Source organism: bacterium (genome assembly GCA_035307765.1).
Lineage (GTDB): Bacteria > Sysuimicrobiota > Sysuimicrobiia > Sysuimicrobiales > Segetimicrobiaceae > Segetimicrobium.
On sequence record DATGHU010000026.1, the window covers coordinates 121,718 to 146,638 of the forward strand.

22 protein-coding genes are annotated in these 24,921 nt (G+C 67.3%); 2 read left to right on the forward strand and 20 right to left on the reverse strand.

Annotated features, from left to right (window positions below; translation table 11 throughout):
- Positions 1 to 787 precede the first annotated feature (787 nt).
- Entirely contained in the window at positions 788 to 1,195 is a 408-nt protein-coding gene (locus VKV57_08570; protein HLW59963.1) for an integrase core domain-containing protein, read from the forward strand.
- A 111-nt stretch (positions 1,196 to 1,306) separates the two neighbouring features.
- Positions 1,307 to 1,945 carry a dihydrofolate reductase family protein gene (locus VKV57_08575; GenBank protein HLW59964.1) on the forward strand — a complete coding sequence of 213 codons (639 nt, stop codon included), beginning with the start codon at positions 1,307 to 1,309 and terminating at the stop codon, positions 1,943 to 1,945.
- Between the two features lie 386 nt (positions 1,946 to 2,331).
- On the opposite strand, the gene VKV57_08580 is transcribed toward VKV57_08575, so the two are convergent.
- From VKV57_08580 to VKV57_08675, 20 genes are all read right to left on the reverse strand, one after another.
- A complete protein-coding gene (locus tag VKV57_08580; protein HLW59965.1) occupies positions 2,332 to 3,321 on the reverse strand; it encodes a D-glycerate dehydrogenase in 990 nt (329 codons plus the stop codon).
- Positions 3,322 to 3,334: 13 nt separating this feature from the next.
- Positions 3,335 to 4,246: a TIM barrel protein gene (locus tag VKV57_08585; GenBank protein HLW59966.1), complete on the reverse strand. Its 912-nt coding sequence runs from the start codon at positions 4,244 to 4,246 to the stop codon at positions 3,335 to 3,337.
- Positions 4,247 to 4,295: 49 nt separating this feature from the next.
- The gene (locus VKV57_08590; GenBank protein ID HLW59967.1) at positions 4,296 to 5,162 is read right to left on the reverse strand and encodes a sugar phosphate isomerase/epimerase family protein; all 867 of its coding nucleotides are present in this window, start codon (positions 5,160 to 5,162) and stop codon (positions 4,296 to 4,298) included.
- A gap of 20 nt (positions 5,163 to 5,182) precedes the next feature.
- Positions 5,183 to 6,112 (reverse strand): 3-dehydro-scyllo-inosose hydrolase, encoded by a 930-nt coding sequence (gene iolN / locus VKV57_08595; GenBank protein HLW59968.1) that lies wholly within the window; start codon positions 6,110 to 6,112, stop codon positions 5,183 to 5,185.
- A gap of 107 nt (positions 6,113 to 6,219) precedes the next feature.
- On the reverse strand, positions 6,220 to 7,029 hold the full coding sequence (locus tag VKV57_08600; protein ID HLW59969.1) for an HAD family hydrolase: 810 nt from the start codon (positions 7,027 to 7,029) through the stop codon (positions 6,220 to 6,222).
- Positions 7,022 to 8,005: a Gfo/Idh/MocA family oxidoreductase gene (locus VKV57_08605; GenBank protein HLW59970.1), complete on the reverse strand. Its 984-nt coding sequence runs from the start codon at positions 8,003 to 8,005 to the stop codon at positions 7,022 to 7,024. Before VKV57_08605 ends, VKV57_08600 begins: the two co-directional genes overlap by 8 nt.
- Before the next feature lie 84 nt (positions 8,006 to 8,089).
- Positions 8,090 to 8,686, reverse strand: a complete 597-nt coding sequence (locus VKV57_08610; GenBank protein HLW59971.1) for a GNAT family N-acetyltransferase — start codon at positions 8,684 to 8,686, stop codon at positions 8,090 to 8,092.
- 302 nt (positions 8,687 to 8,988) lie between these two features.
- The gene (locus VKV57_08615; protein ID HLW59972.1) at positions 8,989 to 9,399 is read right to left on the reverse strand and encodes a (2Fe-2S)-binding protein; all 411 of its coding nucleotides are present in this window, start codon (positions 9,397 to 9,399) and stop codon (positions 8,989 to 8,991) included.
- Positions 9,400 to 9,534: 135 nt separating this feature from the next.
- Positions 9,535 to 9,807, reverse strand: coding sequence for a hypothetical protein (locus tag VKV57_08620; protein ID HLW59973.1), 273 nt, complete (start codon positions 9,805 to 9,807; stop codon positions 9,535 to 9,537).
- Positions 9,807 to 10,709, reverse strand: a complete 903-nt coding sequence (locus tag VKV57_08625) for a TIM-barrel domain-containing protein (protein HLW59974.1) — start codon at positions 10,707 to 10,709, stop codon at positions 9,807 to 9,809. The genes VKV57_08620 and VKV57_08625 overlap by 1 nt, the downstream gene beginning before the upstream one ends.
- Before the next feature lie 219 nt (positions 10,710 to 10,928).
- Complete coding sequence (locus VKV57_08630; protein HLW59975.1) at positions 10,929 to 12,278, reverse strand: MmgE/PrpD family protein; 1,350 nt, start codon at positions 12,276 to 12,278, stop codon at positions 10,929 to 10,931.
- 124 nt (positions 12,279 to 12,402) lie between these two features.
- Positions 12,403 to 13,362: an NAD(P)-dependent oxidoreductase gene (locus VKV57_08635; GenBank protein ID HLW59976.1), complete on the reverse strand. Its 960-nt coding sequence runs from the start codon at positions 13,360 to 13,362 to the stop codon at positions 12,403 to 12,405.
- Positions 13,362 to 14,750: an MmgE/PrpD family protein gene (locus tag VKV57_08640; protein ID HLW59977.1), complete on the reverse strand. Its 1,389-nt coding sequence runs from the start codon at positions 14,748 to 14,750 to the stop codon at positions 13,362 to 13,364. The genes VKV57_08635 and VKV57_08640 overlap by 1 nt, the downstream gene beginning before the upstream one ends.
- Positions 14,751 to 14,783: 33 nt before the next feature.
- Positions 14,784 to 15,935, reverse strand: a complete 1,152-nt coding sequence (locus tag VKV57_08645; GenBank protein HLW59978.1) for an FAD-dependent oxidoreductase — start codon at positions 15,933 to 15,935, stop codon at positions 14,784 to 14,786.
- Positions 15,936 to 15,946: 11 nt separating this feature from the next.
- The gene (locus VKV57_08650; protein HLW59979.1) at positions 15,947 to 17,902 is read right to left on the reverse strand and encodes an FAD-dependent oxidoreductase; all 1,956 of its coding nucleotides are present in this window, start codon (positions 17,900 to 17,902) and stop codon (positions 15,947 to 15,949) included.
- 37 nt (positions 17,903 to 17,939) lie between these two features.
- A complete protein-coding gene (locus tag VKV57_08655) occupies positions 17,940 to 19,490 on the reverse strand; it encodes an ABC transporter substrate-binding protein (GenBank protein ID HLW59980.1) in 1,551 nt (516 codons plus the stop codon).
- Positions 19,491 to 19,559: 69 nt separating this feature from the next.
- Complete coding sequence (locus VKV57_08660; GenBank protein HLW59981.1) at positions 19,560 to 20,474, reverse strand: ABC transporter permease; 915 nt, start codon at positions 20,472 to 20,474, stop codon at positions 19,560 to 19,562.
- The gene (locus VKV57_08665) at positions 20,467 to 21,396 is read right to left on the reverse strand and encodes an ABC transporter permease (protein ID HLW59982.1); all 930 of its coding nucleotides are present in this window, start codon (positions 21,394 to 21,396) and stop codon (positions 20,467 to 20,469) included. Before VKV57_08665 ends, VKV57_08660 begins: the two co-directional genes overlap by 8 nt.
- 40 nt (positions 21,397 to 21,436) lie before the next feature.
- Positions 21,437 to 22,234 (reverse strand): FCD domain-containing protein, encoded by a 798-nt coding sequence (locus VKV57_08670; GenBank protein ID HLW59983.1) that lies wholly within the window; start codon positions 22,232 to 22,234, stop codon positions 21,437 to 21,439.
- 402 nt (positions 22,235 to 22,636) lie between these two features.
- Positions 22,637 to 24,910 carry a molybdopterin cofactor-binding domain-containing protein gene (locus tag VKV57_08675; protein HLW59984.1) on the reverse strand — a complete coding sequence of 758 codons (2,274 nt, stop codon included), beginning with the start codon at positions 24,908 to 24,910 and terminating at the stop codon, positions 22,637 to 22,639.
- Positions 24,911 to 24,921: the final 11 nt, after the last annotated feature.

Consider the following 24,921-nt stretch of genomic DNA (forward strand, 5'->3'; position numbering starts at 1 on the left):
ACTCCGATTCCACGGTGCCCGCAACAAGGGAACAACACGGCGAGAAGAGTTCAAAATGGAGAAAGAGGCTGAATATTAGAGGGAGGTCCTCAGGCCCCGCTCTGGACACAGATGTCATATCCCGTATATACGGCACTTTGTCTGCACAGTAGACTGGCGCACCACCACGAGGGACAAACACGCGCACAACTCTCTTACCCTGGCAGTCAAAACGTGTGACCCTTACTCGAATGGGGGGGTACCAGCTGAACTGCGGTCTCACGAATCCACTTCTGGGGATTGTCCCATGCTTTTGCAGTTGCCAATAGATCTCCTGCGATTTCTCCGGTGCCCTTGACACCTGTAAAGATGTTGCCTGGATTGATATTAGCGAATCCTGCAATCGCGCGGGCAAGGTCTCGCATATCATCGGGGTTATCAACCTCTTTAGACTCAGCGGTCTAACCTTCACCAGCTTGCAGTGCCTCTTCTAATGAGGGTCTTCAGGAAGTCGCGTGGGTGATTTCAAGGGCAAAAATGGCTGAAGGCGCGTGGGGTAGAGGGTTTTAGACATCTCAGTTGTTTTTGAGATCTGACATCATGCCGGGATGAACGTGCCGCCGGCGCGTGACATGAAACGGTTTCAATCGCTGCAGCGAGCGCACGCGCTGCTCCAAGAGGAGCATGCGTTGCCCAAAAAACTCATCCGGTTCACCGCATGCGACCCGGCCGAATCAGATTTGGGTAGGTGACGTCACCTACCTTGGCGGCGGCGGCCGCTGGCGGCACTTGATCGTGGTCCTGGATCGTGGTCCTGAATCAGTGGTCACGTCGGGTGCTGGCGTGGCGGCTCGCGGCGACCCGGGACTCACGCGTGACCCGGACCGTGCTGGACGCGGCGCTTCGACGACGACGACCCGACGCCGACCTGATCTTCCACAGCGACCGCGGTAGCGAGTTTCAGGGGACGCCGGTACGCACGCGCTTAGCGGCGAGCGGTGTGCGGCAGAGCATGACGCGGGGCGGCGCGCCCGGCGAGAACACCCACATGGAGTCCTTCCACTCACTCAAGGCTGAAGTGATCCACGGACGCTCGTTCCTGATGGTTGCCGATCTCCGCCAGCAGCTCCGTCGGTTGCGGTTCTACAACTACCCGCGACTGCATTCGTCGCTGGGCTATCAGTCGCCCCTTGACTATGAACGTCGAGACGCGTAGAACTTCACGTGTCTAACAGAACCGAGGGAAGATCCCGGCGCCGCCGCGAAAGTAAGCGCCGCGGCTCAGCGCGAACGTTAGCCCGACATCCGAACATGCGAGAGGAGAATCATGAGTAAAGTATTCGTCAACATTGCGCTTAGCCTCGATGGCTACATGGCACCGGAAGGAATGACCATCGAGAATTGGGACAAGCCTGAGTACAAGAACTGGGGCGCCAAGTGGGGTGCGCTGATGGCCTGGATCGTCAACCAACAGTACTTCCGCGAGAACCTCAAGCTCGGACCAGGGGGAGAGACCGGCCCGGTCAATGACCTGCTTCGCAGCACCACGGAGCGCATCGGTGCCAACATTATGGGCAAGCGAATGTTCGACCAAGGCGAGCGTGCCTGGCCAGAGGAGGCTCCGTTTCACACACCGGTATACGTTCTTACCCATGAGAAACGCGAACCCTGGGCGCGCCCCGGTGGGACGACCTTTTACTTCATCAATGACGGGCCGGAGCGTGCCTTAGAGCTGGCTCGGGAATCGGCAGGCAGTCGTGATATTCGTATCGCGGGTGGAGCGGATGTGATCCAGCAGTACCTGAACCTGGGTGTCGTTGACGAGCTGGAAATCGCCTTGGCACCCGTGTTGTTCGGCGGTGGTCGGCGTCTCTTCGAGAACCTACGCGAGCCCGGGCCGCAGTTTCGCATTGACAAGGTTCTTGATGGTCCAGCTGCCACACACTTGCGCTATGTGCGTCAGTGAAGGCGGCCTAACGATGCGCGCGTCCGCCGCGATTCGAACGGAGAAGCTGCGCCGTCTCACCAACGACGCCCGCACGCTCGCCCGACTCCTCGATCGCTACGGGTTCGGCCTGATCATCGAAAAGTGATCCGAAGAGAAAAGGCGACGGCCGATTTGGCGGGATCCCCATGCCCGCATGGGCGCGTTTCGCGAGCGCGGGTCTGAGCACGTCGTGCGTGTGTGCATGAGCCCCCACACCGACGCATCCGGTACCGGAACCCATGGATCCCGCACGATGAGGTGCCGAAGGCGAGGATCGGGACGCGGGGGCACCGACCGTGCCCCGCCCCGCCGCAGCCGACCCGACCGGGGGAATGGTGCCGGAGGCGCGGAGCGATGACCGCCGCTTAGCGGTGCTCCTGGGCCTCGGGGTTCACGACGTTGGGCGGCACGTTCCCGGTCACGCCCACCACCAAGTTCTCCGCCGCGATCGTCGCCATCTTGACACGCGTCGCGATGCTGGCGCTCCCGAGGTGCGGCGGGATGACGACGTTGTCCAGCTTGAGCAGCGGCTCGGTCATCGGCACCGGCTCGGCCTCGAAGACATCGAGCCCGGCGGCCCAGAGCTTGCGGTCCACCAACGCCCGGTAGAGGGCGCGCTGGTCCACGATTGGTCCGCGGGCGATGTTCACCAGCGCCGCGGTGGGTTTCATCAGCGCCAGCTGCGCCTCGCCGATCAGGTGACGCGTTTCGGCGGTCAGCGCGGTGCTGATCATGACGAAGTCCGACTGCCGGAGCAGGTCCTCCAGGGGCAGGTAGCGGGCCCCCAGCTCAGCCTCGAGGGCGGCGTCGACCCGCTTGCGGTTGTGGTAGAGGATCGGCATGGCGAACCCTTTGGCGCGCCGGGCGATGGCGACGCCGATCCGCCCCAGGCCGACGATGCCGAGCGTCGCGCCGTAAACGTCCTGACCGGTGAAGCCCATCAGCTCCCACGTCTTCCAGCGCCCCGACCGCGTGAACTTGTCCCCTTCCACCACCCGGCGCGCGGTCGCCATCAGGATCGCCCAGGCCATGTCCGCGGTCGTGTCGGTGAGGACCCCGGGGGTGTTCGTCACGAAGATGCCCTTCCGGGTCGCGCTCGCCACATCGATGTTGTCGTACCCGACCGCCACCTGCGCGATCACCCGGCAGCGGTGCGCCCGCTCGATCACCTCGGCGTCCATCTTCTCGGTGATCAGGCAGATCACGCCTTCGACATCGACGATCTCCCGCAGCAGGGTCTCGCGCGGCACCGGCTCGGCTTCCCGCTCCCACATGCGGTACTCGACCGCCCGGTCCAGGATCCGCATCGGCCCCTCCGGCAGCGGTCGTGTGATATAGATCCGCGGCTTGGTCATCTGGTGCTCCTCCTTACACTTGTGCCCACGCGTCGGCGAAGACGCGCTTGGTGCCGGCGATCACGGCTTCCGAAGTCTCGCCGGCGAGGGGTTTGACCTCGAAGCTGAGAAACGGGCGCCCCTTCCCTCCCAGGAACCCGATCTCGAAGAGGCATCGCAGGAACTCGACCACCTGCGGGGTGTCGTTCTCCCCGCCCTCGATTCCGAACCGGGGATGCTGATCGCCGTAGGCGGGATGGGCGCGGTCCCGCATCACGCAGTTGCCGATGTGGGCGTGCACGAGGTGCTCGCGCCCCAGGGTCAGGCACTCCCGGATTCCCTCCCCCACCAGCGGGATGTGGCTGAGGTCCAGCATCAGGCCGAAATCGGGGAAGTCGCGGCGCACGGCCTCGGAGATCTCGACGCAGAGCGTGGTGGGACCGGCGAGCGCCTTCTTCTCGATCGTCCGGTCGAAGGTCTCGAGCGTGATCGCGATGCCCTTGCCCCGGCCGTACGCGGAGAGGTCGAGCAGGGACTCCACCAGGCTTCGCGTCGCCTTGGCCTCGTCGGACGGACCCGGGTACGGGCCGCTCAGGACCGCCACCCGCGCGGCGCCCAGCTGGGCCGCCTGATCGACGCACTGCCGGACCAGCGCCACCGCCTTCTGGCGATCGCCGTCGTCGAGCGCGTTCAGGTTGCCCTTGGTCGTCAGCAGCGCCGACTGCGCGCCGAACCCGACGCCGAGATGGCTCTCCCGCAGAACCGCCGCCGCCTCCGCCCGGGCCCGGTCGTCGTGCACCCAGCCGAGCTCGATCGCGGTGAAGAACTCGTCCCCGGCGATCTGCCGGACCGTCTCCACGTACGGGCCCTCGCCCCGCATCACCGCGGGGAATGCCATGAAGTGCACGATCCCCAGACGGAGATAGCGGTGCCAGGATTCCTGCATGCAGCACCTCCTGTGCGGGGGTGATCTCCGAACACGCGGGCCCGTCCGGTTACTTCTCGGATCCGCGCGGCCTTCCCTGCGTTCCCGACCGCGGCGGCGGCGAGCGGCGGGGCACGAGCGGCGCCATCGTCCTGAACGTCTGCGCGGCCGCGACCTCGAAGGTCGGGTCCTGGATGATTTCCGCGGACACCGCCGCGTTATAGCCCGCAGCGGCCAACTCGGCCACCACCCCGGCGAAGTCGAGGTGGCCGCTCCCCGGGGCCCGCCGGTTGCTGTCGGCGACGTGCACGTGCCAGAGACGGGGGCGGGCCCGACGCAGCGCCTCCCGGAGATCCGCCTCCTCGATGTTCATGTGAAAGGTATCCGGCAGCACCCCGACGTTGTCCTCGCCCAGCCGCTCGAGCAGGTCCATCACCTCGCCGACCGTGTTGAGCCAGTTGCTCTCGTACCGGTTCACCGGTTCGATCACGATCCGGACCCCGTGCGGCCTCGCCGCCCGCGCCACGCGCCCCAGGCCGGCCAGCAGCCACTCCGTCGCCCGAGCACGGTCCGCCTCGGGGGGGATGGGTCCGTGGATCAGCCCGACGATCACGAGCGCCCCCAGCCGTTCCGCCCCATTCAGGTGGGCTTCCAGGCGCGCCGCCGCCCCGTCCCGCACCGCCGGATCCGCGGCGGCGAGCGAGAGCCCCTCCTCGAGGTAGGCCTGCCCGGTGCCGATCGCCGGCACGATCACGCCGGCGCGCGCGGTGGCCTCCACGATCTCCCCCAGGGCCACCTGGGCGGGATCGCGGATCGCGAGCTCCACCCCCGCGAAGCCCACCTCGGCCAGGTGGCGGATCGACGCGGCGAGATCCCGCCCCTGCGCCACCGCGGCGAAGCGGGTCGGAGACGCGGAGATCGTGTAGGCGAGCTTCATCGGGCCGTCCCCCCCCGCGGCTACGGGGGGTAGCCGAGGCTGTAGATGCTCTTGCCGCCCTTTCTCGGCCCTTTGAGCACCGCTTCCAGTTCCTTGGGGTCGCGCTCCGTGGTCATCGAGATCGGAGGCAGCTTGCCGGGCGGGAACGCCTTGTGAACATCGTTGACCAACCGCTCCAGGTAGTCGAGGAGCTGCGGCACGCCTCCCATCGCCTTCTCCGCCCGGGCGATGCTGCTGCGCCCCACCACCCCTTCGATGTACGCCTTGACCTCGATCGGGCCTGCCCCCACCTGGCTGTACCAGTTGATCGGCCGGTTGAGGAGGTTGCCGGCCTTGTCGACGTGGTCCCCCGGCAGGAAGCCGACGAGCTTGTTATCCGGCGCGTACCTCATGTCGAGCAGTTCGGGGAACAGCGCGAGCGACCAGGAGGTCTCCACCTCGTCCGCGTGGATGAACGAGGTCTCGTACGTCCCGCCGTCGCGCTTGAGCTTGAAGTGATCCCGGATCGGATGGTACCAGTTCACCAGCAGCAGCAGGCTCGGCACCCGGTAGCGCTTGGCGAACTGGTGCATCGCCGTCGGGATCACGTACTCCTGGCCGTGGCCGTTGAGCAGGATCTGCTTGCGGAACCCCATGTTCCAGAATCCCGCGATCATCGCCCGCACGTACCCGGTGAATACTTCCTCCGGGATCACTACGGTCCCCGGCATCCCCAGGTGGTGGTAGGGGTGCGACCCGTACCACACCGGCTGGGCCACGGTGCACCCGGTCCGGGCGGCGACCTCCTCCGCCATCCGGCAGACCAGGAAGACGTCCTCGCCGAGCGGCGCGTGGGCCCCGTGCGCCTCGGTCGCGCCGAGCGGGACGAGCAGGACGTCGTTCTTCTTCAACCGCGCCTCGACCTCGTGCCCGGTCATGTTCTGCAGGTACACGCCGGTCCGCTTATCCATGTGCCCGCCCTTCGGCGGGATCGTCCACTTCGCCGTCTTCGCCACCCTCACTCCTCCTTCGCCGGTGCGGATTCCGCCTGTCCGCGCGCCCCGCCTGGAGCGCGCCTCTAAAGAAACAGCCGTTCAATAAGGACGCGCAGTCCTTCCTGCTCCGGCCGAGGGCAGGTGGCCCCCGCCGCGGCGAGCAGCGGCGCGGGGCTGCCCTCCACCGCCACCCCCAGCCCCGCCATCTCCAGCATCCCGAGGTCGTTCATCGCGTCCCCTACGGCGACGATCTGCGCCAGCGGGACGCCGACGGTCTCGGCCAGCTCCCGCAGCGCCACGCCCTTGTCGATGCCGGGGGGGAGGATTTCCAGATAATCCGACTGCGAGAACACTTGGTTGATCGGCGGTCCGGGAAGCGCCGCGAGCGTCCGGCTGAGCCGGTCGAGGTCGGGGCGGTGGCCGACGACGAGGAACTTCATCGGCGGCTCCGTCAGGAGCGTCGAGAAGTCGGGGGTGATCTCCACCTCGAGCGCGTCCCGCCCGGAGTAGAGATCGACGAACGGCGTCCGCCGCTCCGCGAACACCTTGTTGAAGATGTACATGAGCGGCGAGGTCTCCGGGAACCCCTTGAGCACCGGCAGCACCCGGCGGGCGTCCGGCAGGGGGAGCGGCCGGGCCCACAGGGCGCGGGCGGAGGGATAGTCGTAGAGGAGCCCGCCGTTGTACACGATGGTGGGGGAGTCCGCGCCGACGGCGTCCACGAACCGCTTGGCCGATCGCGGCTGCCGGCCGGTGGCCAGGCAGATCCGCACCCCCCGGGCGCGCGCCGCGGCGATCGCGGCGACCACCCCGGGCGGCACGACCTTTGACTCGGGGACGAGCGTGCCGTCGATGTCCGTCACCAGCACTCGGTACCGCACGGGCTCAGCCAAGGGGGAGGCCCACCTCCGCCCCCGCCCGGGCGCTGCGGTAGCAGGCCTCCACGAGCTCGGTGGCCCGCAGGCCGTCCTCCGCGGTCACCGCCGGGGGCCGGCCGTCGACGATCGCGTCCAGGAACCGCCGATCCTCGAGCCGGTACCCCCACTTCTCCTCCACCGGCAGCTGGAAGTAGTTGCGGGTCGTGATCTCGCGCCCCAGCCCGGGGCTCACGCTCACCCGTTCCATCTCCTCGGTGACCGCCGCCTGGTGCGGTCCGAAGAGCTCGATCCGCTCGAACGGAAAGATCCAGGTGGCGTGCGCGCAGGAGTGAAAGGTCACCAGCGCCCCCGAGGCGCAGCGGAGGATCGCCGCGAACCCATCGGGCTCCTGGTAGGCGGTGGTCCGCGCCTGGCAGAGGACCGCGGCGACGTCCCCCAGGAGAAACCGGCACATGTCGAGGAGGTGGATCGTCGACTCGTACAGGAACCCGCCGGTCAGGGCGGTCGTGCTCACCCACGGCGGGTTCTGGAGCTCCCCGCGGTTCATCTTGATGTGCGCCATCGTCGGGCGCAGCTCTCCCGCGGTGATCAGCTCGCGGACGTACGCGTAGGCGGGCGCCCATCGCCGGTTGAACCCCAGCTGGTAGCGCCCCCGGCTCTTCGCCGCGGCGCCGGCGATCTGCCGCGCCCCCTCCAGCGTCGTCGCCATCGGCTTCTCGCTGAAGACGTGCACCCCGGCGCCGAGCGCCTGCACGACCGGATCGACGTGGTGGGCGTTGGGCGTCGTGACGTAGACGGCCTGCGCCCCCTCGTGGAGGAGGGCATCGAGGTCCGGCAGCGGACGGGTACCGACCTCGGCGGCGAGGCGCTGCGCCGCCTCGGGGCGGATGTCGGCGATCCCCACCAGGTCGGCGCGTTCGTCCCGCTTCAGGTTGCGTGCATGCACCCCGCCGATGTACCCCGCCCCGAGGATGCCCACCTTGATCGTCATTCCGCGCCACCGCCCTTGATCGATTCAGCCTGACGGGTACTCGTGTTCGCGTCGAACCGCGCGGGAGCCCGCCGGCGGAACCCCTTATCCGGAGAGCGCGCACCGCATGATCGGCCGGGTCGGCGACCGACGCGAGACTTCGACGAACCCCGCCTCGCGGAACGCCGGCACGAGGCCGGTGTACGCGAAGGCGTCGGGCATCTTCCCGCTCCGCGGCGCGACGGGATACCCCTCGACGAGCGCCGCGCCTCGGCGCTTCGCGTACGCGATCGCCGCCCGGAGCAGCGCGACCGTCAGGCCTTGCCGCCTGAACGGCCTCGCGACGAAGAAGCACACCACCGACCACACGGCCTGATCGTCGATGCGCCCGAGCACGCGGGATCGCTCCAGGGCGGGGTAGGCTTCGCGCGGGGCCACCGCGCACCACCCCACGGGGGTGCCCCGGTGGTACGCGAGGAGCCCCGGGGGCTCCCCGGAGGTCACGAGCCTTCGAAACGCCCGCCGGTTTCCCGGCCCCTGCTGCCGCGCGAACTGGGACCGCGTGAGCTTCCACCACATGCACCAGCAGCCGCCACACGCCCCCCGTTCCCCGAACAGCGCCTCAAGGTCGTGCCATCGATCCGGGGTCAGCGGCCGAATCTTCAGGGCTGTGCTGGGGGCGGTGCGGTTCCGGTCGCTCATGGCTTAACGGGTCGTGCCGGCGTCTGCTCTGGAGTTCGCTCCGGGACGCGGCAGAGCCTCTAACCGGGGGCTCGAGTTATGCCGTCGCGGCCCCCCCGCGCCCACGCGGACGCGTCGGCAATATCGGTGAGCCGGGGCGCCTAGCGCTCCGCCCGTTTTGGCCGCGAGGAACGAGACTGGGGTGATCGTATTGATGGCCTTTGGGTCCCTCCGATATGGACACCCACCCCCGGCGGGACTTGCGGCGAGCCCTGCGTCGCATTCGATGGCGTGTTCACGCCGACGTTCATCGCGCTAGGAGGTTACCCAATCTCTGTGGAGCCTCCGCCGTGCGAGCGGCGTTGGGTCGCCTCAACGTGCCCGACCTCGTCCCATCCCTGCTGAAGCTTCACGTGCATACCATCGCGAACCTCAATCATGCAGGCCCTGCGCCCCGGTTCGCCATCGATCACCACCAGGCAGTCGTAGCAAATGCCCATGCCGCAAAACAGCCCTCGGAAATCGCCGCGTCGAGCCGTTCGTCGAAACGCAATATGCCCCTCCGCCATCAGCGCGGCGGCCACAGATTCACCCAGGTAGGCGGTGACGGGCCGGTCATTCAAGAACATGGTGATCTTTTGCCCCCGTCGCACACCGTGCGTCAAGCGCAGGTCCGTTTTGCCTTCACCGGGTGAATACATCACGGTTGTCCTTTCGTCGTACGTCGCGAACACCAAGCCGCCCCGGGCAATCTCAGCTAGCTTCTGGCTGGCGGCGCCGGGCTCCTAGTGGACCGAGTCATTGATGAGTGACACGGACTGGCCTGTTTCAGACTGTTGCAGATCCAGAGCACAAGTGTCGCGCTCGTGTCACCTATTTTCGACTCGCACCACTAGGTAGAGCCGGATCATCTCGGGATCCTCCAGCAATCGCGCGCTCGGGCCCTCAATTTGGTTGCGCCCCTGGTCCAAAACGTAGCCGTAATCAGCGATCGCCAGGCACTGGCGAGCCTTCTGCTCCACGATGAGCAGGCTCACGCCCCGCTGATTGATCGCCCGCACCTGGCCGAACACATCGTCGGCCACGTGGGGCGCGAGGCCTGCGGACGGCTCGTCGAGAATCAAGAGCTCCGGATCGGACATCAGCCTGCGAACATCGTCGGCGGATCCGGCAACACCCTCGGCTCACATTCGAGATGCCCGACCCCACGGTTCCAGCCGAGGGCCTCCCCGTAGGTGGAGAGGAAGATGAGCGCGTCGCATGGGACTCGCTTTTCGCGGATCGTCGCCAGCAACTGGTGCCACTCGGCGGTGCCACCGAAATGGCGTGTCGACTGCAGGTAGCCCAGCGCCCAACGCGGCGGCAGCGGCGACTGGCCCAGCAGCGTCGCCACGTCGCCCAGCACTTCCCGTAGACCGCCGGTGCCGCCGAGATAGTAGAGGTCCAGCGGTCCCGATGCACTCCGGTACTCCACCCATCTCCCGCCGTCGGCGCCCCCCACGGTCACGTCGGCCGGCCGGGCGTTGTCGAAGAACAGGCCGTAGCCCAAGTGCGACAAAAGGAGCGGGATGGGCACGTCCGCGCCGTGCCCGTGGTTGACGTGGTTGTTCCAGAATCTGCGCGTGACCCCGAGTCGGTCGAACTGTTGCCCACCCTCACCGAGCCCATAGAAGTGCTGCACGCCCGCCAGTTCGAGACGCACCACCGCGTTCGGCGAACACCGTAGCTCGGCGAGTGGCACGCGCACGCGCGCGTCTCCGCGTTGATCGACGAACGTCACACACCACGGACCGGTCGTGACACGGAGCACGAACTCACCCGTATCGACGGATGCTACCGGCCCCGGCTCCTCGGTGAACTGGGCGCTCGGCCATTCCCGCGCCGGAACGTACGCCGACTCGGTGGGCGCGTTGCCCTCGCCAATTCGCAGGCGCACAATGCGCGGGGTGCAGACCCTGATGGTTAGCCGGACCGGCGCCGCCGACACGGTGAGCGTCGGGCCTTCGCGATTCCACACCCGCGCGTCATCGCGCCTAGCAGGCATCGACTCCACCAGGTTCTGTCGTCACGTTCGGCGCCACGAGAGGGAGTTACCAACGCCGATGAAGGCGTTCAGCGCGGCCTCAGCACAAGCCGTTTCCACGGCGGGACCGTCGTACTACTTGGCGGCCGGCTTCTTGTCGGGCCAGTAATGACCTCTCGCTGGTAGTTGGGGGCCCGAAATGCGGCCCCCGTCCAAGCCGCCCTTGAAGAGTGCCGGACTTCATGTGTCGTGGGCAAGCAAGCGCGCCAGATCGCCAACGTCGGGTACCTCTTCCAGGCGGCCGACCAGCCCGGCGATCTCGTCCTGGCGGCGCGGGCTGACGATGTCGGCCGTAAGGCGCACAAATTTGCGGTGCAGTTCCTCGGCCGAGAGCGGTCGTTGCGGCGAGCCCTTTGGGTAGGTGACGTCGCGGGTATGCCGGCCGCGCACCGTCTCGACCTCGATGATCGACCTGTAGAGATCGGGATACGTGCGGTCCAGTTCGGCATCGCCGACCACCTGTACCCGATCCGAGAGGACGCGGATGCCGAGATCATCGCGGCGATCGTGCAGGATGTCGTCGAAGTCCACGACGCGCCTGTGGGCCGCGAGCGCGAGCACGTACTGCGCGCAGTGGGACCGGAGCGCATTGCCGTCGATGACGTGATAGCCACCGGCCGGAAATCGCAGCGTGATACCCCGGATCTCGTCCGGACGCACGCTCTCGGTCTCGAGAATATCGAGTAGCCCGTCGAGCCCCGGATGGATGAACGCGCAGCACGCGTACTGCTTGACGGTCAGCTCCATCACCTTAAACGTCGTGCCGAGGTCTGTAAACAGCGCATCCTCGTGCCACTCCCCCGTGAACGCGTGGCCGAGTGGGTACTTGCCCTCGAAAATCGCCGGCGGGCCGCCGAACCCGCACGAGGCTAGATGCGCCGCGAACACACCGTGGCGCGACGCGAGTCCCATGTTATAGGGCCTTGAGTGCTCGGTGTCGTCGCTTACCCAGGCGAGGAGACCCGATGTCTCCGTGCCGGCGAGGCCGAAAGCATGGCGCAGCGCCGGACCGCGCAGACCATAGAGCCTCGCCGCTGCGGCGAGCGACCCGAATGTTCCCGCGACGCAGGTCGGATGGAACCCCCGCGCGTACAGCGCCGCGCCGCTCAGTGCGTAGCTCAGCCGGCACGCGCTCTCTATGCCGCAGACGATCGCCGCGAGTACGTCCTTGCCAGAACGGTGCATCCGTTCGCCGACCGCCAGCGCCGCTGGTCCCACGACCGCGATCGCGTGCATGATGGCGCCCGCGTGATGGCTCTCGATATCGCAGTAATAACCAAAAGTGCCGTTCACGAGCGCTGCGGTCGCGCAGTTCGTCCGGAGATCCGATCCGAACACCTGCGCTTCCGGCGTGCCACCGGTTTCACGCACGAACCGCCGCAGCACCGCCCCGATGTCGTAGCGTAGCGACGTTGCCGAGAGCAACGCGCCCAGTCCATCGTGGAGGATCGCTTTGGTCTTCGCAACCACCTCCGACGGAATGCGCTCGTAGGACAACGTCTCGACGAAGGACGCGAACCGGTCGGTCATCGCGCGGCTCGTTGCTGGGGTCGCTGAATCCATGGCACCACCTTGTCGCCGATCTTGGGAAATTGAAACGGTTCTCTGATTCCACACTGCGGAACATCGGCCCTGTGTGGGGGTGCCCTGCGCCTCACACCACTCGGTGAACCACCTCTTCGCGCGTGATGTACCGCACGACGTTTTCCGCGCAGAGGTTAAGTCCGTTCGCCAGCGCCTCGGGCGTTGTCCCGGCTGTGTGCGAAGTCAGGACGACGTTCGGCAGCGCCAGGAGCGGGCTGTCTCGAGGCACGGGCTCCGTCGCAAAGACGTCGAGGCCGGCGCCCGCGACTTTGCCGCTCTTCAGTGCCACCGCCAGCGCGACCTCGTCGACAATATCGCCCCGCGCCGTATTGATGAAAATGGCGCCGTCCTTCATGGCGGCGAACTGCTTCGCCCCAAGCAGTCCGCGCGTTTCGGGACTCGAGCGCAGATGCAGCGACACCACGTCGGATTCGCCCAGCAGGTCCTCGAGCGACGGTAGATACTCGAACCCGGCGCGCGCCGCCTTCGCGCGGTCTGGATGCAGGGTCCACGCCACCACGCGCATCTGGATGCCGCGGCCAAGATCCGCGAAGGCAGTCCCGATAGCACCGGTCCCGACGATCCCGAGCGTCTTCCCGCGGCATTGGACCAGCGTGCCGCGAGGCCATTCGCCGCGGCGAACCGCGGCGTCCAAATGAATGATCCGGCGAGCGACCGCGAGCATGAGGGCCAGACAATGTTCGGCGATCGGCTCCGTTGCCGTGTTGGGCGTGTTCGAGACCACGATGCCCAGCCGCCGTGCTGCGGCGAGGTCAACGTTATCGGTTCCGGTGCCCCAGATGGCGAGGTGTTTCAACGTGCCGGCCACGGCCTCGAGGACCGCCTCTGGAAACTTGCAGAAACCGCGAATGTTGACGGCGGTGTGGGCGCCGCGCAGCCGTCCGATCAGGTCGTCAAGCGAGGCCGGCGGCGTCGTGAACACGGCGGTGTCTCCGACCGCCTGGATCCGCGCCAGGGCGGGTGTCCCCGAAATGACCGGCGGACTGTCGTCCGGAACGACAATTTGCATCAGGCATCGCCCCCGCGGTGCACCGTGTCCCCTCGCAGCAGTTCAGTAAACGCACCGATATCCGGCAGCTCCTCGAGCGTCCGCATCGCCTCAGCGATCTCAGCCGCCCTTCCGGGGGGCAACACGTCTTCCGTCAGGCGTGCGAACTTGTCCGCGAGTTCGCCGCGCGTCAGCGGATTCTCCGGCGATCCCTTCGGGTGCGTGACATCACGGACGTGGTGGGCCCCGTCCGCCGTCTCGATGTCGATGATCGACCTGTACAACTCGGGGTACGTACGGTCCAGCTCGTCGTCCCCCACCACGCTGACGCGGCGCGAAAGGGCGTCGATCCGCCGATCCGTCCGCTGGTCGTGAAGGATGTCGTAGAAGCCGACCGCGCCTTTGTAGGCAGCAAGGGCGAGCACGTACTGCGCGCAGTGCGAGCGCAGGGCGTTGCCGTCGATGACCCGGTACCCCGACGCCGGAAACCGCAGGGTGATCCGCCGAATCGCGTCCGGCCGCACCTCCGCGGCACCTATGAGGTCAAGCAGGCCGTCGAGTCCGGGGTGGATAAACGCGCAGCACGCGTACTGTTTGAAGTACAGCCCCATGACATTGAACCGTTCCCCGAGCCCGTCGAACAACTCCTCCGGGTGCCACTCGCCCGTGAAGGCACGGCCGAGCGGATATTTGCCCTCGAAGATCTCCGGCGGGCCGCCGAACCCGCACGAGGCAAGATGCGCGGCAAACACCCCGTGCCGGGCGGCGAGGCCCATATTGAACGGCCGCGAGTGTTCCGTTGGGTCGCTGACCCATGCCAGCAGCCCCGACGCCTCGGTGCCTGCGAGGCCGAATGCTCGGCGTAGCGCGGCGTTTCGCAGGCCATAGAGGCGTGCCGCCGCGGCCGCCGCGCCGAACGTGCCGGCGACACAGGTGGGGTGGAATCCGCGCGCAAACAGCGTGATCGGGTTCAAGGCGCTGCTCACGCGGCAAGCAACGTCGATACCGACGACGATCGCACTCAGGACGTCGCGACCGCTCCGGTGCATGCGCTCCCCGACTGCCAGCGCGGCCGGGCCCACCACGGCGATGGCGTGCATGATGGCGCCCGGATGATAGCTTTCGATGTCGCCGTAATAGGCGAAGGTGCCGTTGACGAGCGCGGCGGTGGCGCAGTTCGTGCGCACCGCAGTGCCGAATACGGATGCGTCCGGCGCACCGCCCGTCTCTTCGACGATGCGGGCCATCACGCCCCCAAGATCGTAGCGCGGCGACACCGCCGACAGCAGCGCGCCGAGTCCGTCGAACGTGACGTCTTTCGTGCGCTCCAGCACCTGGGCCGGAATCTGCCGAAAGGTGAACTCTTCGACAAACTTCGTGAACCGCTCCGTTTGTCCGCTATCCGGCATGGGATGCGTGACACCTCCCGCTGGAGTGTAGTGCTAGAAGACGTAGGCCTCGCGGTGCACCGGCCCGGCAAATCGTTCTAGACGGAGGGGGGCGAGGTCGAGGGACGAGGCTCGACCGTCGAGAATCTCCTCGCTCAGCAGTCGGCCGATCGCGGGCGCGTGCATGAATCCCTTGCCGTTGTCGCCGCACGCCAGCACCAGCCCGTCGACACCCGGTACCCGTCCGAGAATCGGGTGCAGGTCAGGGGTGAGCGACCGCAGGCCGACGTACGTGCGCCGAACCTGCGCCCGCATCAGCGACGGTACGCGGTGCGCCCCCGCCGTCAGGACCCGCTCGATGCCGTCCCAGTGGACGTCGAGACCGAACCCCGGCCGGGAGTCCCGGTCCGTGCCGCCGAGCAGCATGTCGCCGGACCCCGTGCGATGGAGATTGAAGCCGGTATCGGCATCAGTGAGCAGCGGCATCTCGACGTCGAGTTCAGGGAGCGGCGCGACCACGTTAACCTGCCGGCGGAACGTCTGGGCCGGGACCTCGACCCCGCCCAGCGCCGCAAGCTGCGCCCCGTAGGGGCCGGCGGCGATCACGACGGTGCCGGCCTCGATCCGCCCGCCGGCAGTCTCCACGCCGGCCACGCGGCCCACGCTCTTCAGGACGGCGCTGACGTCCTCTCCAAAGCGAAATTCAGCCCCCATCGCGCGGGCGCGGCTCGCAAACCCCTGGACCGCCGCCGCCGGTTCGGCGCTGCCGTCCTGGTCGCAAAAGGTACCGCCAGCAAGATCGTCCGTGCGGATGCCCGGCACGAACTGCCCGATTTCGCCGGGTTCGAGGACACGGGTGCGAACGCCGAGGCGATGTTGAAGCGCCACGGCGTCGCGCATGGTGGCGAAAATCTCGTTGCTGCGTGTGACGAAGAGATAGCCGTGGGGACGAAAGAAGACGGAGTACCCCGTCTCCTCCTCGAAGCGCAGGTAGACGGGCAGACTAAGCTGCGTCAACCTGACGTTCACCTCGGTCGAAAACTGGTGGCGGATGCCGCCCGTCGCTTTTGACGTGGATCCCATGCCCACCATGGCCTCGCGCTCGAGCACGAGGACGCGAAGCGCTGGATCGCGCAACAGCAGGTGGTAAGCGGTACTGCAGCCGATGATGCCTCCCCCGACGACGAGCACGTCCGGACGCTGCACGACAGCCCTCCTCAGACCGCGCGCGCGGCCCGGGTTCCATCGAGGATCGCGTCGTGGATGCGACGCGGCGAGTACGCGTCTCCCACGAGCTTCACCTCAGGAACCCTGCTCTCGAGTTCGTGATACAGGCCGTCCCGCGCGACGCCGCCGAATGCCATGACCACCGTGTCCGCTTCGAGCACCGTCTCGACGCCGGAATAGGCGTGCCGGACGCGAACGCCTTCTGGCACGACGGCGACCGCGACCGTGGTCGCCTCGATCTTGACCCCCTGCTTGTAGAGCCGCGCGTAGAGGTCGGCCCGCACGCCCTCGTCGATGTCTTCGCCCAGCAGGAAGTAGCGAGAGATCGCGGTGACCTGCCGGCCTTGCTGGGCGAGAAAGTCGGCGGTGGTCGGCGCGGCGCAGTGGCCCTCCTCATCTACCACAACGCAGCGCTTGCCGGGCGCCACGCGGCCAAGCAGCACGTCTTCCGCCGTCGTCACGTGTGGCAGCGTAACGCCCGGAATCTCGGGGAGCCGTGGGGCGGCGCCGGTCGCCACGATCACGGCATCCGGCTTGAGCGCAGACACCTCCGCCGCCGAAACGCGCATGTTGAGCCGAACGTCCACGTTGTGCTTGCGGGCCTGCCCCTCCAACCAGGAGGCGATCTGCGCGATCGTCTCGCGCTTCGGCGCCCGCGCGGCGGCGAGCACTTGCCCGCCGAGGCGATCCGTCTGTTCGAAGAGCACGACCTGGTGACCGCGCACGGCTGCCACCCTGGCCGCCTCCAGCCCGGCGACGCCGCCGCCGACAACGACCACGCGCTTCCGACGAGACGCCGCTGCGATTTCGGCCAGTTCCGCCTCGCGGCCGACGGCGGGGTTCTGCACGCAGGTGATTGCTTTGCCCTGGCGCAGCAGCCCGATGCAGCCTTCGCTGATGCCGACGCACTGCCGGATGTCAGAGAACCGCCCAGCTGCAGCCTTCTTCGGCATGTCCGGGTCGGCCATGAGCGCGCGGGTCATGCCGACCAAGTCGCACACGCCCGAGGCGAGCGCGGCCTCCGCTTGCTGCGGGGTGACGATCCGGCCGGTCACGATCACGGGGGCGCGAACCACCTTGCGCGTTTGCGCCGCGAAGTCGTTGTGGAGTCCCTCGGGGTGGTAGAGCGACGGCGTAACCATCGCCTCAAGCCGCAACGTCTCGGTGCTCGAACCGGTGACAATCCAGTAGTCGAGCAGGTTCCACGCGTCGATGCGCCGCGCGACCTCGAGCAGGTCGGCCTGCGTCAATCCTCCCGGCGCGTAATGGTCGCCGCTGTGGCGGATGCCCACGATGAAGTCGCGGCCGACGACTTCCCTGATCGCCTCGAGTACCTCCCGCGTGAGGCGCAGGCGGTTGTCGAGATCGCCGCCGTACTCGTCGGTGCGCTTGTTGGAGAGGGGCGAGAGGAACTGATCCAGCAGGTGCCCGCCATAGCACGGGATGTCGCACCCATCGAATCCGCCCTTCTTGAGCCGCAGCGCCGCGGCCGCCCAGGCCCCGACGATTTCGCGGATTTCCACCTTCGTCATAACGTGTGGCCACTGGCGGTGGCGCTCCTCGCGCGTCTCGGACGGACCCCACAACGGTGCGCCGGAATACCAAGAATGGCCGCGCCGGCCGCGGTGGGAGATCTGAGAGACGCAGAGCGCACCGTGGCGGTGGATCGCGTCGCTCATCTGCCGGAATTCCGGAATAATGCTATCGTCCCAGTTGTTGACCTCGCCCCAGTCGTTGATCGAGGTCGGGTGGATGCTGCTGGACCCGAACATCATCACGACACCGCAGCCGCCCTTGGCCTTCTCCTCGTGGTATCGGATGTAGCGCTCGGTAATCCGGCCCTTCTCGCCGAAGGCCGCCCCGTGCGGCGTGCTAACAATGCGGTTTTTCGCCTCCCGGTGGCCGATCTTGACCGGACTGAACAGCCGCTGCAATTGCGAGCTCAACGTGTCGCCTCCTTGTCGTGCGCCAGCCACGCCGGCGCTACTTGAACCGAGCATCGTGCAGGAAGACCATGCCGTCGATCCAAGGCTCCCAGGCCAGGCGGTTGCTCACGCCAAAGATTGTGGCCTGTTGGTAGGCCTTGATCAGGGGCACCTCGCGCGCTACGATCTGCTGCGCTTGGTAGTACAGGCTCTTCCGCTTTGCGGTGTCGATGGTTGTGCGCGCCTGCTCCAGCACGGCGTCGAGCGCGGGGTTTTTATAGATCGACAGCGCGGAGTGGGAGTCCAGTGAGTTGAACAGGAGATCGGCGTCGAACAGGCCGCCGCCGCCCCAGGCCACCATGTAAGCCGGCAACAGCTCGCGCTTAGCCCACTTGGTGACGTAGACGCTCTGCTCGGTCACCTGAACGTTTGCCTGGATGCCCACGTTGCCCAGCATCGAGGCGATCGCTTGCATCACCTCCACGTCGTTGATGTAGCGGTGGTTCGGAACGTTGAGCGTCATGCCGAACCCGCTCCCGTGCCCCGCTTGCCGTAGGAGCGCCTTGGCCTGCGCGGGATCGTACCCCGGGAACTTGATGCTCGTGTCGAAGCCGGACGCACCCCGCTCCAGCGGCATACCGACCGGGTCGGCGTACCCGCCCAGCACCGTCTTGATGATGGTGTCCATGTCGACTGCATAGTTGATGGCGCGGCGGACGCGCACGTCTTCCCACGGCCCCGGCATGAGGTAGTTGGTGATCACGGTCATGATCACCAGCCCGCCGAGGTGAGAGACGACGATCTTGCCCGCGCCGCTCGCGTTGACCTTAGCAACCTGGTCCGGTGGCACGTAGAGGACCAAATCCGCCTGCCCTGACACGAACGCGGCGACGCGCGTAGACAACTCCGGCACGATGCGGAAGACCACCCGGTCGATCGCCGGGCGGCCGAGGAAGTAATCCTGGTTTGCCTCAAGCGTGATATGGTCGTCCTTCACCCATTCCACGAACTTGTACGGCCCGGTCCCCACGGGCTTCGCGGCGGCGCCGGCCTCGCCGGTGTCTGCGACGTACTTGGGCGGGACCATAGAGATTGTCCCGCACACCCCGGAGCTCATCCGCTGGGGCAGCAGCGGGAAGGGCTTTTGGGTCACCACGTTGGCGGTTTGAGCATCCACGACGTCGACGTGGTCGATGTCGGAAATGAGCCCGCGATGCGAGGAGCCGAACTTGGGGTCCAGCATGCGCTCCACGCTGAACTTGACGGCGGCGGCGTCGAACGGCTCGCCGTTGTGGAAGCGGACCCCGCGGCGCAACTTGAACTGCCAGGTCGTCGGATTCACAAGGCGCCACGACTCCGCGAGGCTGCCCTTGAAGGCGAGCGTCTTGTGGTCGCGCATCAGCAGCGTGTCAAAGATGTTACGGCAGACCTCGTGGGTGTTGAGGTCGCACGCCTTCTGCCAGTCGAGCGTCGACGGTTCGCCCGGAATGACCACCACCATCGGGCCCGGTCCGGCCGCGTGGGCGCTCGGTAGCACGGACAGCAGCCCTGCGGCCGCCGCCCCAGTGACGAACTGTCGGCGCGTGATGGATGCGGCCGCCGGCGCCACGCCCCGGGACCTCGCTGCTCGTAAACGGCGTTTCACCCCTACCACCTCCTCATGTTGTTGACCGGTGCCTCACCAGAACCGCGACGCCTTCCGCGTCCGGACGTATGGATCGAGCGCGTCGCGCAGGCCGTCGCCGAGCAGATTGACCGCCAGGACCGTGATAAACAACGCGATACCCGGGAAGAACGACAACCAGTATTCGGTATCCAAGTACTGCCGACCGTCGGCTAGCATCCCCCCCCACGAGGGAATCCTCAGAGGAACGCCGAGCCCGAGGAAGCTCAGGCCGGCTTCGGCCAGGATCGACCCCGCCATTCCGAACGTCGCGACGACAATCAGCGAGGCGCACACGTTGGGAAGAACGTGCCGCCAGACTATCCGCGTCAACGTCATGCCGATGGCGCGCGCGGCCTCCACGTACGCCCGCTCGCGAACCGCGAGGGTCTCGGCCCGGACGATGCGGGCATAGGCGACCCAGTTGCTGAGCCCCACGACCAAGATGACATTCTGAATGGTCTGGCCGAAGATACCGATAATCGTGATGGCGAGGAGGATAAACGGAAACGCAAACTGCATGTCCGCGAGCCGCATAATGACGCTGTCCGCGAGCCCGCCCCGGATCGCGGCGGTCAAGCCGAGTCCGGTACCGAGAACGCCCGCAAAGAGAACGGCGGCGGCGCCGATCAACATGGAGGTGCGTGCGCCATAGACGAGGCGGGTGAAAATGTCGCGGCCGAGTTCGTCGGTACCGAGCAGGCTCACCGTGCCCGCGGGGGTGCGGCTCATCGGCGGCGCAAACCGGGCCAGCAGATGGACGGCATTCGGGTTCCCGTGCGTGACGAAACCCGGCGCGGCGGCGCAGACGATCACGGCGGCCACCACGAGACCGCTTGCGCGAATCGGCCTAATGGCGCGGAAGAGCAGGTGGCGCCCCCGCAGCCGCCGCGGCGGCGCGATCACCATCGAGACCGCCCCGTTAGGCACCATACGAGCTCCCGTACCGGATCCGCGGATCCAGGACGACGTAAAGCAGATCGATGCCGAGGTTGAGCAACACGAGCACGGCCGCCACCACGACCACGACCGCCTGGATCAGCGGGATGTCCTTGCCGACCACCGCGTTGACGCTTAGCAGGCCGACGCCTGGGTAGCCGAACACCGTTTCCACGATCACGGCGCCGCCGAGCAGATTGCCGAAGTCCAGCCCGAGCGAGGTGAGGATCGGAATGGCGCCGTTGCGCAGCGCGTGCTTCAGCACCACGGTCGCGGCGGACAGCCCTTTGGCCTCGGCCGTCCGCAGGTAGTCTTGGCGCAACACTTCCAGCATGCTGGAGCGGGTGATCCGCGCCGTGCGGGCCATGGCCCAGGCGCCGAGCGTCACCGCCGGCAGCACCAGCCGCAAGGGACCCGTGCCGAAAATCGGAACCCACCGCAGCTGAACCGAGAAGATCAGGATCAGCATTATGCCAAGCCAGAACGTCGGCATGCACTGCCCGGACAACGCCAGCACCGTGCCGATGTCGTCCAGCGCCGATCCGTGCCGGACCGCCGAGAACACGCCAAGCGGAATGGCCAGGATCACGGCAAGGCCGATCGCAGCGACGGCCAGCTCCAGCGTGGCGGGGAGCCGACCCAGTACGATCGGCAGCGTCGGCTGCTGAAACCGAAGGGACCGTCCAAAATCGCCGCGAACCGCGTGGGCGAGAAAGCTCCCGTACTGCTGCAGCAGCGGCCGGTCAAAGCCCAACGCGTGCCGAATCACCGCATAGTCCTGCGCGGTCGCCTCCTGCCCCACATACAGCGCGGTGGGGTCGCCGCTAAGGTGGATCACTCCAAATACCACAACCGTCAGCGTCCACAGGACGACGACGGCCCATCCCAACCGGCCGATGATATAGCGGGTCATCACGGCGGCTCCGACCCCGGCGTACAGTGAGCCGGCGTGCTCATTCGCGGGCCGCGCGGCCGCGCCGCGCGACCGTCGTCTTCGTGGACGTGTACTGCGCCCAGTAGCGGTCCAGGTCATGCGCGAGGTTGAGGAGATGGCGCTCCATCGCTTGCCGGGCGACACGCGGATTCTTGCGCCTAATGCCGCCGAGAATGGCGGCGTGATCGACCGTAAGGCGTCCACCGACGACGGCGCGCATCGACGTCACGATGACGTTGTAGCGTCGGTGGTGGCGCAGCAGCGACACGAGCGAGGCGAGGACGGTGTTCCCCGAGGCCCGACCGATCTCCTGATGAAACGCCTGATCTTCCGCGACGCCTAGGGTGCCGCGCTTGACGCTCTCGACCTGATTGCGGAAGATGTGTTCCAGCCGCGCGATCGCCGCGGGCGTCGCGTGCTCCGCCGCGAGCGCCGCGGCCTCGGTCTCAACCACCCGCCGAGCAGCGAGTAGATCGAGCAGATGCTTCTTGTCGCTGCGCTTGAGCGTGTCAAGGAGCGCCTGGCCGGTTGTCCGAAAGTACGCTTCGGCCTGCCAGTGCTTGAGCAGCCGCCGGCCGCGTTCCGTGATCACCCGTCCCTCCACGCCGACTTTCCGGAGCGCGCCGGTAAACTCCAACTCGCGCAGCCGCCGGCCGATGGTCGGCGCGCTGACGGCCATACCGTGACGGCGCAGAAGGAGGCTGAGCGTACCCTGGCCGCCCGGCCCGTCCGCGTCCGCAATGCTCTGCAGGATGGCGCGATCCACGCGCAGGACGCTTTCTTCGCCGTCGGCCGAGGCGGTCTTGTTGTTAATCACTGATGATCAACTTCGAGCAAAACCAAACCGACACCTGCATGATCCCAGGCTTGTTCCTACGAACAGAGGGATCACCGTCGGGGTTCCTGCATTTCGATTACTACTGCCCGGGGCTGTTCCGTAAGGCACTCGAGTTGCTTAGGAAAGTGATGAGCGAGGTCCGCATCACGCCAGTCAACCACGGCCGAGTCGTCGGCACACCTCGAAGGGGAAGTGATAGGAAACATAAACGGGCTCCTATCTCTGGAGCCCGCCTATGCAGATACAATTGGTAGCGAGGGCGGCCGATTTTGACCGTGTCGAGACGCTCGGACATCCGAGAGGCGCCGGGCGCACAGTAGCGATCCGCGGCGAGTCCGTTCCCCATCCGATGCACGCAGGAAACCCGGTCGGAGCTATCGGCTACGCTCGGTGGAGAAGCGCGGTCTTCACGCGCGCGGGTGTGAAGGGCGCGGTGCGGAGGCGCGCACCGGTCGCGTCGAAGATCGCATTGGCGATCGCCGGGGCCGTGGCCACCGAGGCGGGCTCCCCCGCTCCAGAGGGCGGCAGGTCGGGGCGGTTGATCAGGACGACCTCGATCTGGTCCGGGACCTCCGGCGTCCTGAGAATGGGGTAGCTCGCCCAGTCCACGCTGGTCACCCCCTCCCGGCCGAACCGCACCTCTTCCTTCAACGCCCAACTCGTCGATTGCACCAGGTTCGCTTCGATCGTGCCGCGCAGACCGTCCGGGTTGATGATCAGGCCGCAATCGTGGGCGATCACCAACCGGGTAACGTGGACCTGCCCGCTGGCCTGGTTCACCTCCACCTCCGCGATCGTCGCCAGGCGGGTGTTGCCGCGGGGCGTGTAGGCGATGCCGCGTCCGGTGACCAGACCGGACCGCAAGAGATCCGCTCGGGGGGACGGCTTCGAGACCCAACCGGCTCGCTGTGCGGCCGCCCGGACCACGGCGATCGCCCGCGGATCCTGCAGGTAACGCAGCCGGAACTCCACGGGATCGGCGTGCAGCGCGGCCGCGACTTCGTCCACGAACGACTCCCCGCCGAACGTCGTCCCCGGCTGCCCGGGAGCGCGCAGGTTTGACGTGCGCAGCGGCGAGCCCTCCTGCGGCCACGGCACGACCTCGCCGACCCTGCGCTTGCTCGGAAACGTATAGGATTCTTGAAGGTTGGCGGGGTTGTCGATGTTTTCCGCCGACAGCCCGATCAGCTGACCGGCCAGGAAGTTCCCCGCGCGGCTCGGGCTAGGGGAGACCCCCGACGAGCTGAAGTCGCGGGCCACGAAGTCCCAGGCCACCACGCCGCCGCGGTCATCGAGGCCGGCCCGAGCCGCCATGACGATGGGCGGCCCCTTGGGATCCCACCCCGTTTCGTCGGCGCGCATCCACTGCACGCGCACCGGGCGGCCGACGGCCTGCGAGAGGAGCGCCGCGTCCCCCGCGGCGTCGTCGTGCCCGCTGCGGCCGTACGAGCCGGCGCCCTGCACCCAGATGACGCGCACCTTGGCGACCGGCAGGCCGAGCAGCTCCGCCAGGCCGTCCCGCAGCTGGTGGGGGTGCTGGGTGTGCGACCACACCGTCGCTCCCCCGTCACGCACCTCGGCGATCGCACACGAGGGACCCATCATGGCGTGCGACTGGAACGGCCACTCGTAGCGGGCCCCGATCGTCCGCGCCGCCGACGCCAGCGCCGCATCGACGTCCCCCACCTGCGCCATCACCCGCCGGGTGCGCGCGGGCATCGCCCACATCGCTTTGTACAGGTCGGCCATCGCCGGCCAGATCACCCCCGACGCCGACCAGGTGACCTTGAGCGTTCGTGCCGCCTGGATCACCCCCCACTCCGTCTCGGCCACGACCCCGAGAAAGTTTCCCTTCCTCACCACCTTGACCAATCCGGGAACCCCTCGCGGCTCCTCGGTGCGGAGGAGCGTGGCGCCCGGGGGCGTCGGCCGGATGACGCGGCCGTGCAGCATGCCGGGCACCCGCACGTCGACGATATAGGAAAACCGGCCGGTCGCCTTGTCGGGAATGTCGATCCGGGGGATGGGCTGGCCGACGATCGTGTAGCGATCCGGGGATTTCGGTCGGGCGCTCCCCGCGGCATCGGCCGCACCGGCTCCGCCGCCCGACTCCATGGTCACCTCAAAAAGTCGCCCGCCGATGAGCTCTCCATACGATACGCGCGCGGTGGGAGCGTCCTTCCGCTGTACGACCCCGTTCTGGACGACGAGTTGGTCTGCGGGAGCACCGAGGCGGGCCGAGGCGAGCTCCAGCAGGACTCGCCGGGCTTCCGCGGCGGCCAGACGAAGCGGATTGGCTCCGACGGAGATCGAGGTGCTGCCCCCCACTCCCCCCTGATCCGGGGTCCGCGCGGTATCCCCCATGATGAACGAAACCGACCGAAGCGGCACGTCCAGCTCCTCGGCCACAATCTGCGCAAACGCGGTGGAGACCCCCATCCCGAGCTCGAGCTTGCCCGTCAGCACCGTGACGCTGCCGTTCTCGGCGATCGTCAACCAGGAATCGAGCCGCGTCGGGTCCGGTGAAAGGCCCGCGCCCGGCACCGCGCCCGTGGCGTCCGGGGACGGGCCGAGAAACGCGGACGGCATCGCGAAGCCGACGACCACCGCGCCTGAGGCGGTCAAGAATTGACGCCGGGAGACAGTGCTCGGCATGTTCAACCCCT

Excerpts from the sequence above, each read along its gene's own strand:
- VKV57_08675 (HLW59984.1), bottom strand. The coding sequence starts at position 24,910 with ATGCCGAGCACTGTCTCCCGGCGTCAATTCTTGACCGCCTCAGGCGCG.
- VKV57_08620 (HLW59973.1), bottom strand. The coding sequence starts at position 9,807 with ATGTCCGATCCGGAGCTCTTGATTCTCGACGAGCCGTCCGCAGGCCTC.
- iolN (HLW59968.1), bottom strand. The coding sequence starts at position 6,112 with ATGGATAAGCGGACCGGCGTGTACCTGCAGAACATGACCGGGCACGAG.
- VKV57_08630 (HLW59975.1), bottom strand. The coding sequence starts at position 12,278 with ATGACCGACCGGTTCGCGTCCTTCGTCGAGACGTTGTCCTACGAGCGC.
- VKV57_08585 (HLW59966.1), bottom strand. The coding sequence starts at position 4,246 with ATGCAGGAATCCTGGCACCGCTATCTCCGTCTGGGGATCGTGCACTTC.
- VKV57_08580 (HLW59965.1), bottom strand. The coding sequence starts at position 3,321 with ATGACCAAGCCGCGGATCTATATCACACGACCGCTGCCGGAGGGGCCG.
- VKV57_08625 (HLW59974.1), bottom strand. The coding sequence starts at position 10,709 with ATGCCTGCTAGGCGCGATGACGCGCGGGTGTGGAATCGCGAAGGCCCG.
- VKV57_08610 (HLW59971.1), bottom strand. The coding sequence starts at position 8,686 with ATGAGCGACCGGAACCGCACCGCCCCCAGCACAGCCCTGAAGATTCGG.
- VKV57_08665 (HLW59982.1), bottom strand. The coding sequence starts at position 21,396 with ATGACCCGCTATATCATCGGCCGGTTGGGATGGGCCGTCGTCGTCCTG.
- VKV57_08605 (HLW59970.1), bottom strand. The coding sequence starts at position 8,005 with ATGACGATCAAGGTGGGCATCCTCGGGGCGGGGTACATCGGCGGGGTG.
- VKV57_08575 (HLW59964.1), top strand. The coding sequence starts at position 1,307 with ATGAGTAAAGTATTCGTCAACATTGCGCTTAGCCTCGATGGCTACATG.
- VKV57_08635 (HLW59976.1), bottom strand. The coding sequence starts at position 13,362 with ATGCAAATTGTCGTTCCGGACGACAGTCCGCCGGTCATTTCGGGGACA.
- VKV57_08640 (HLW59977.1), bottom strand. The coding sequence starts at position 14,750 with ATGCCGGATAGCGGACAAACGGAGCGGTTCACGAAGTTTGTCGAAGAG.
- VKV57_08590 (HLW59967.1), bottom strand. The coding sequence starts at position 5,162 with ATGAAGCTCGCCTACACGATCTCCGCGTCTCCGACCCGCTTCGCCGCG.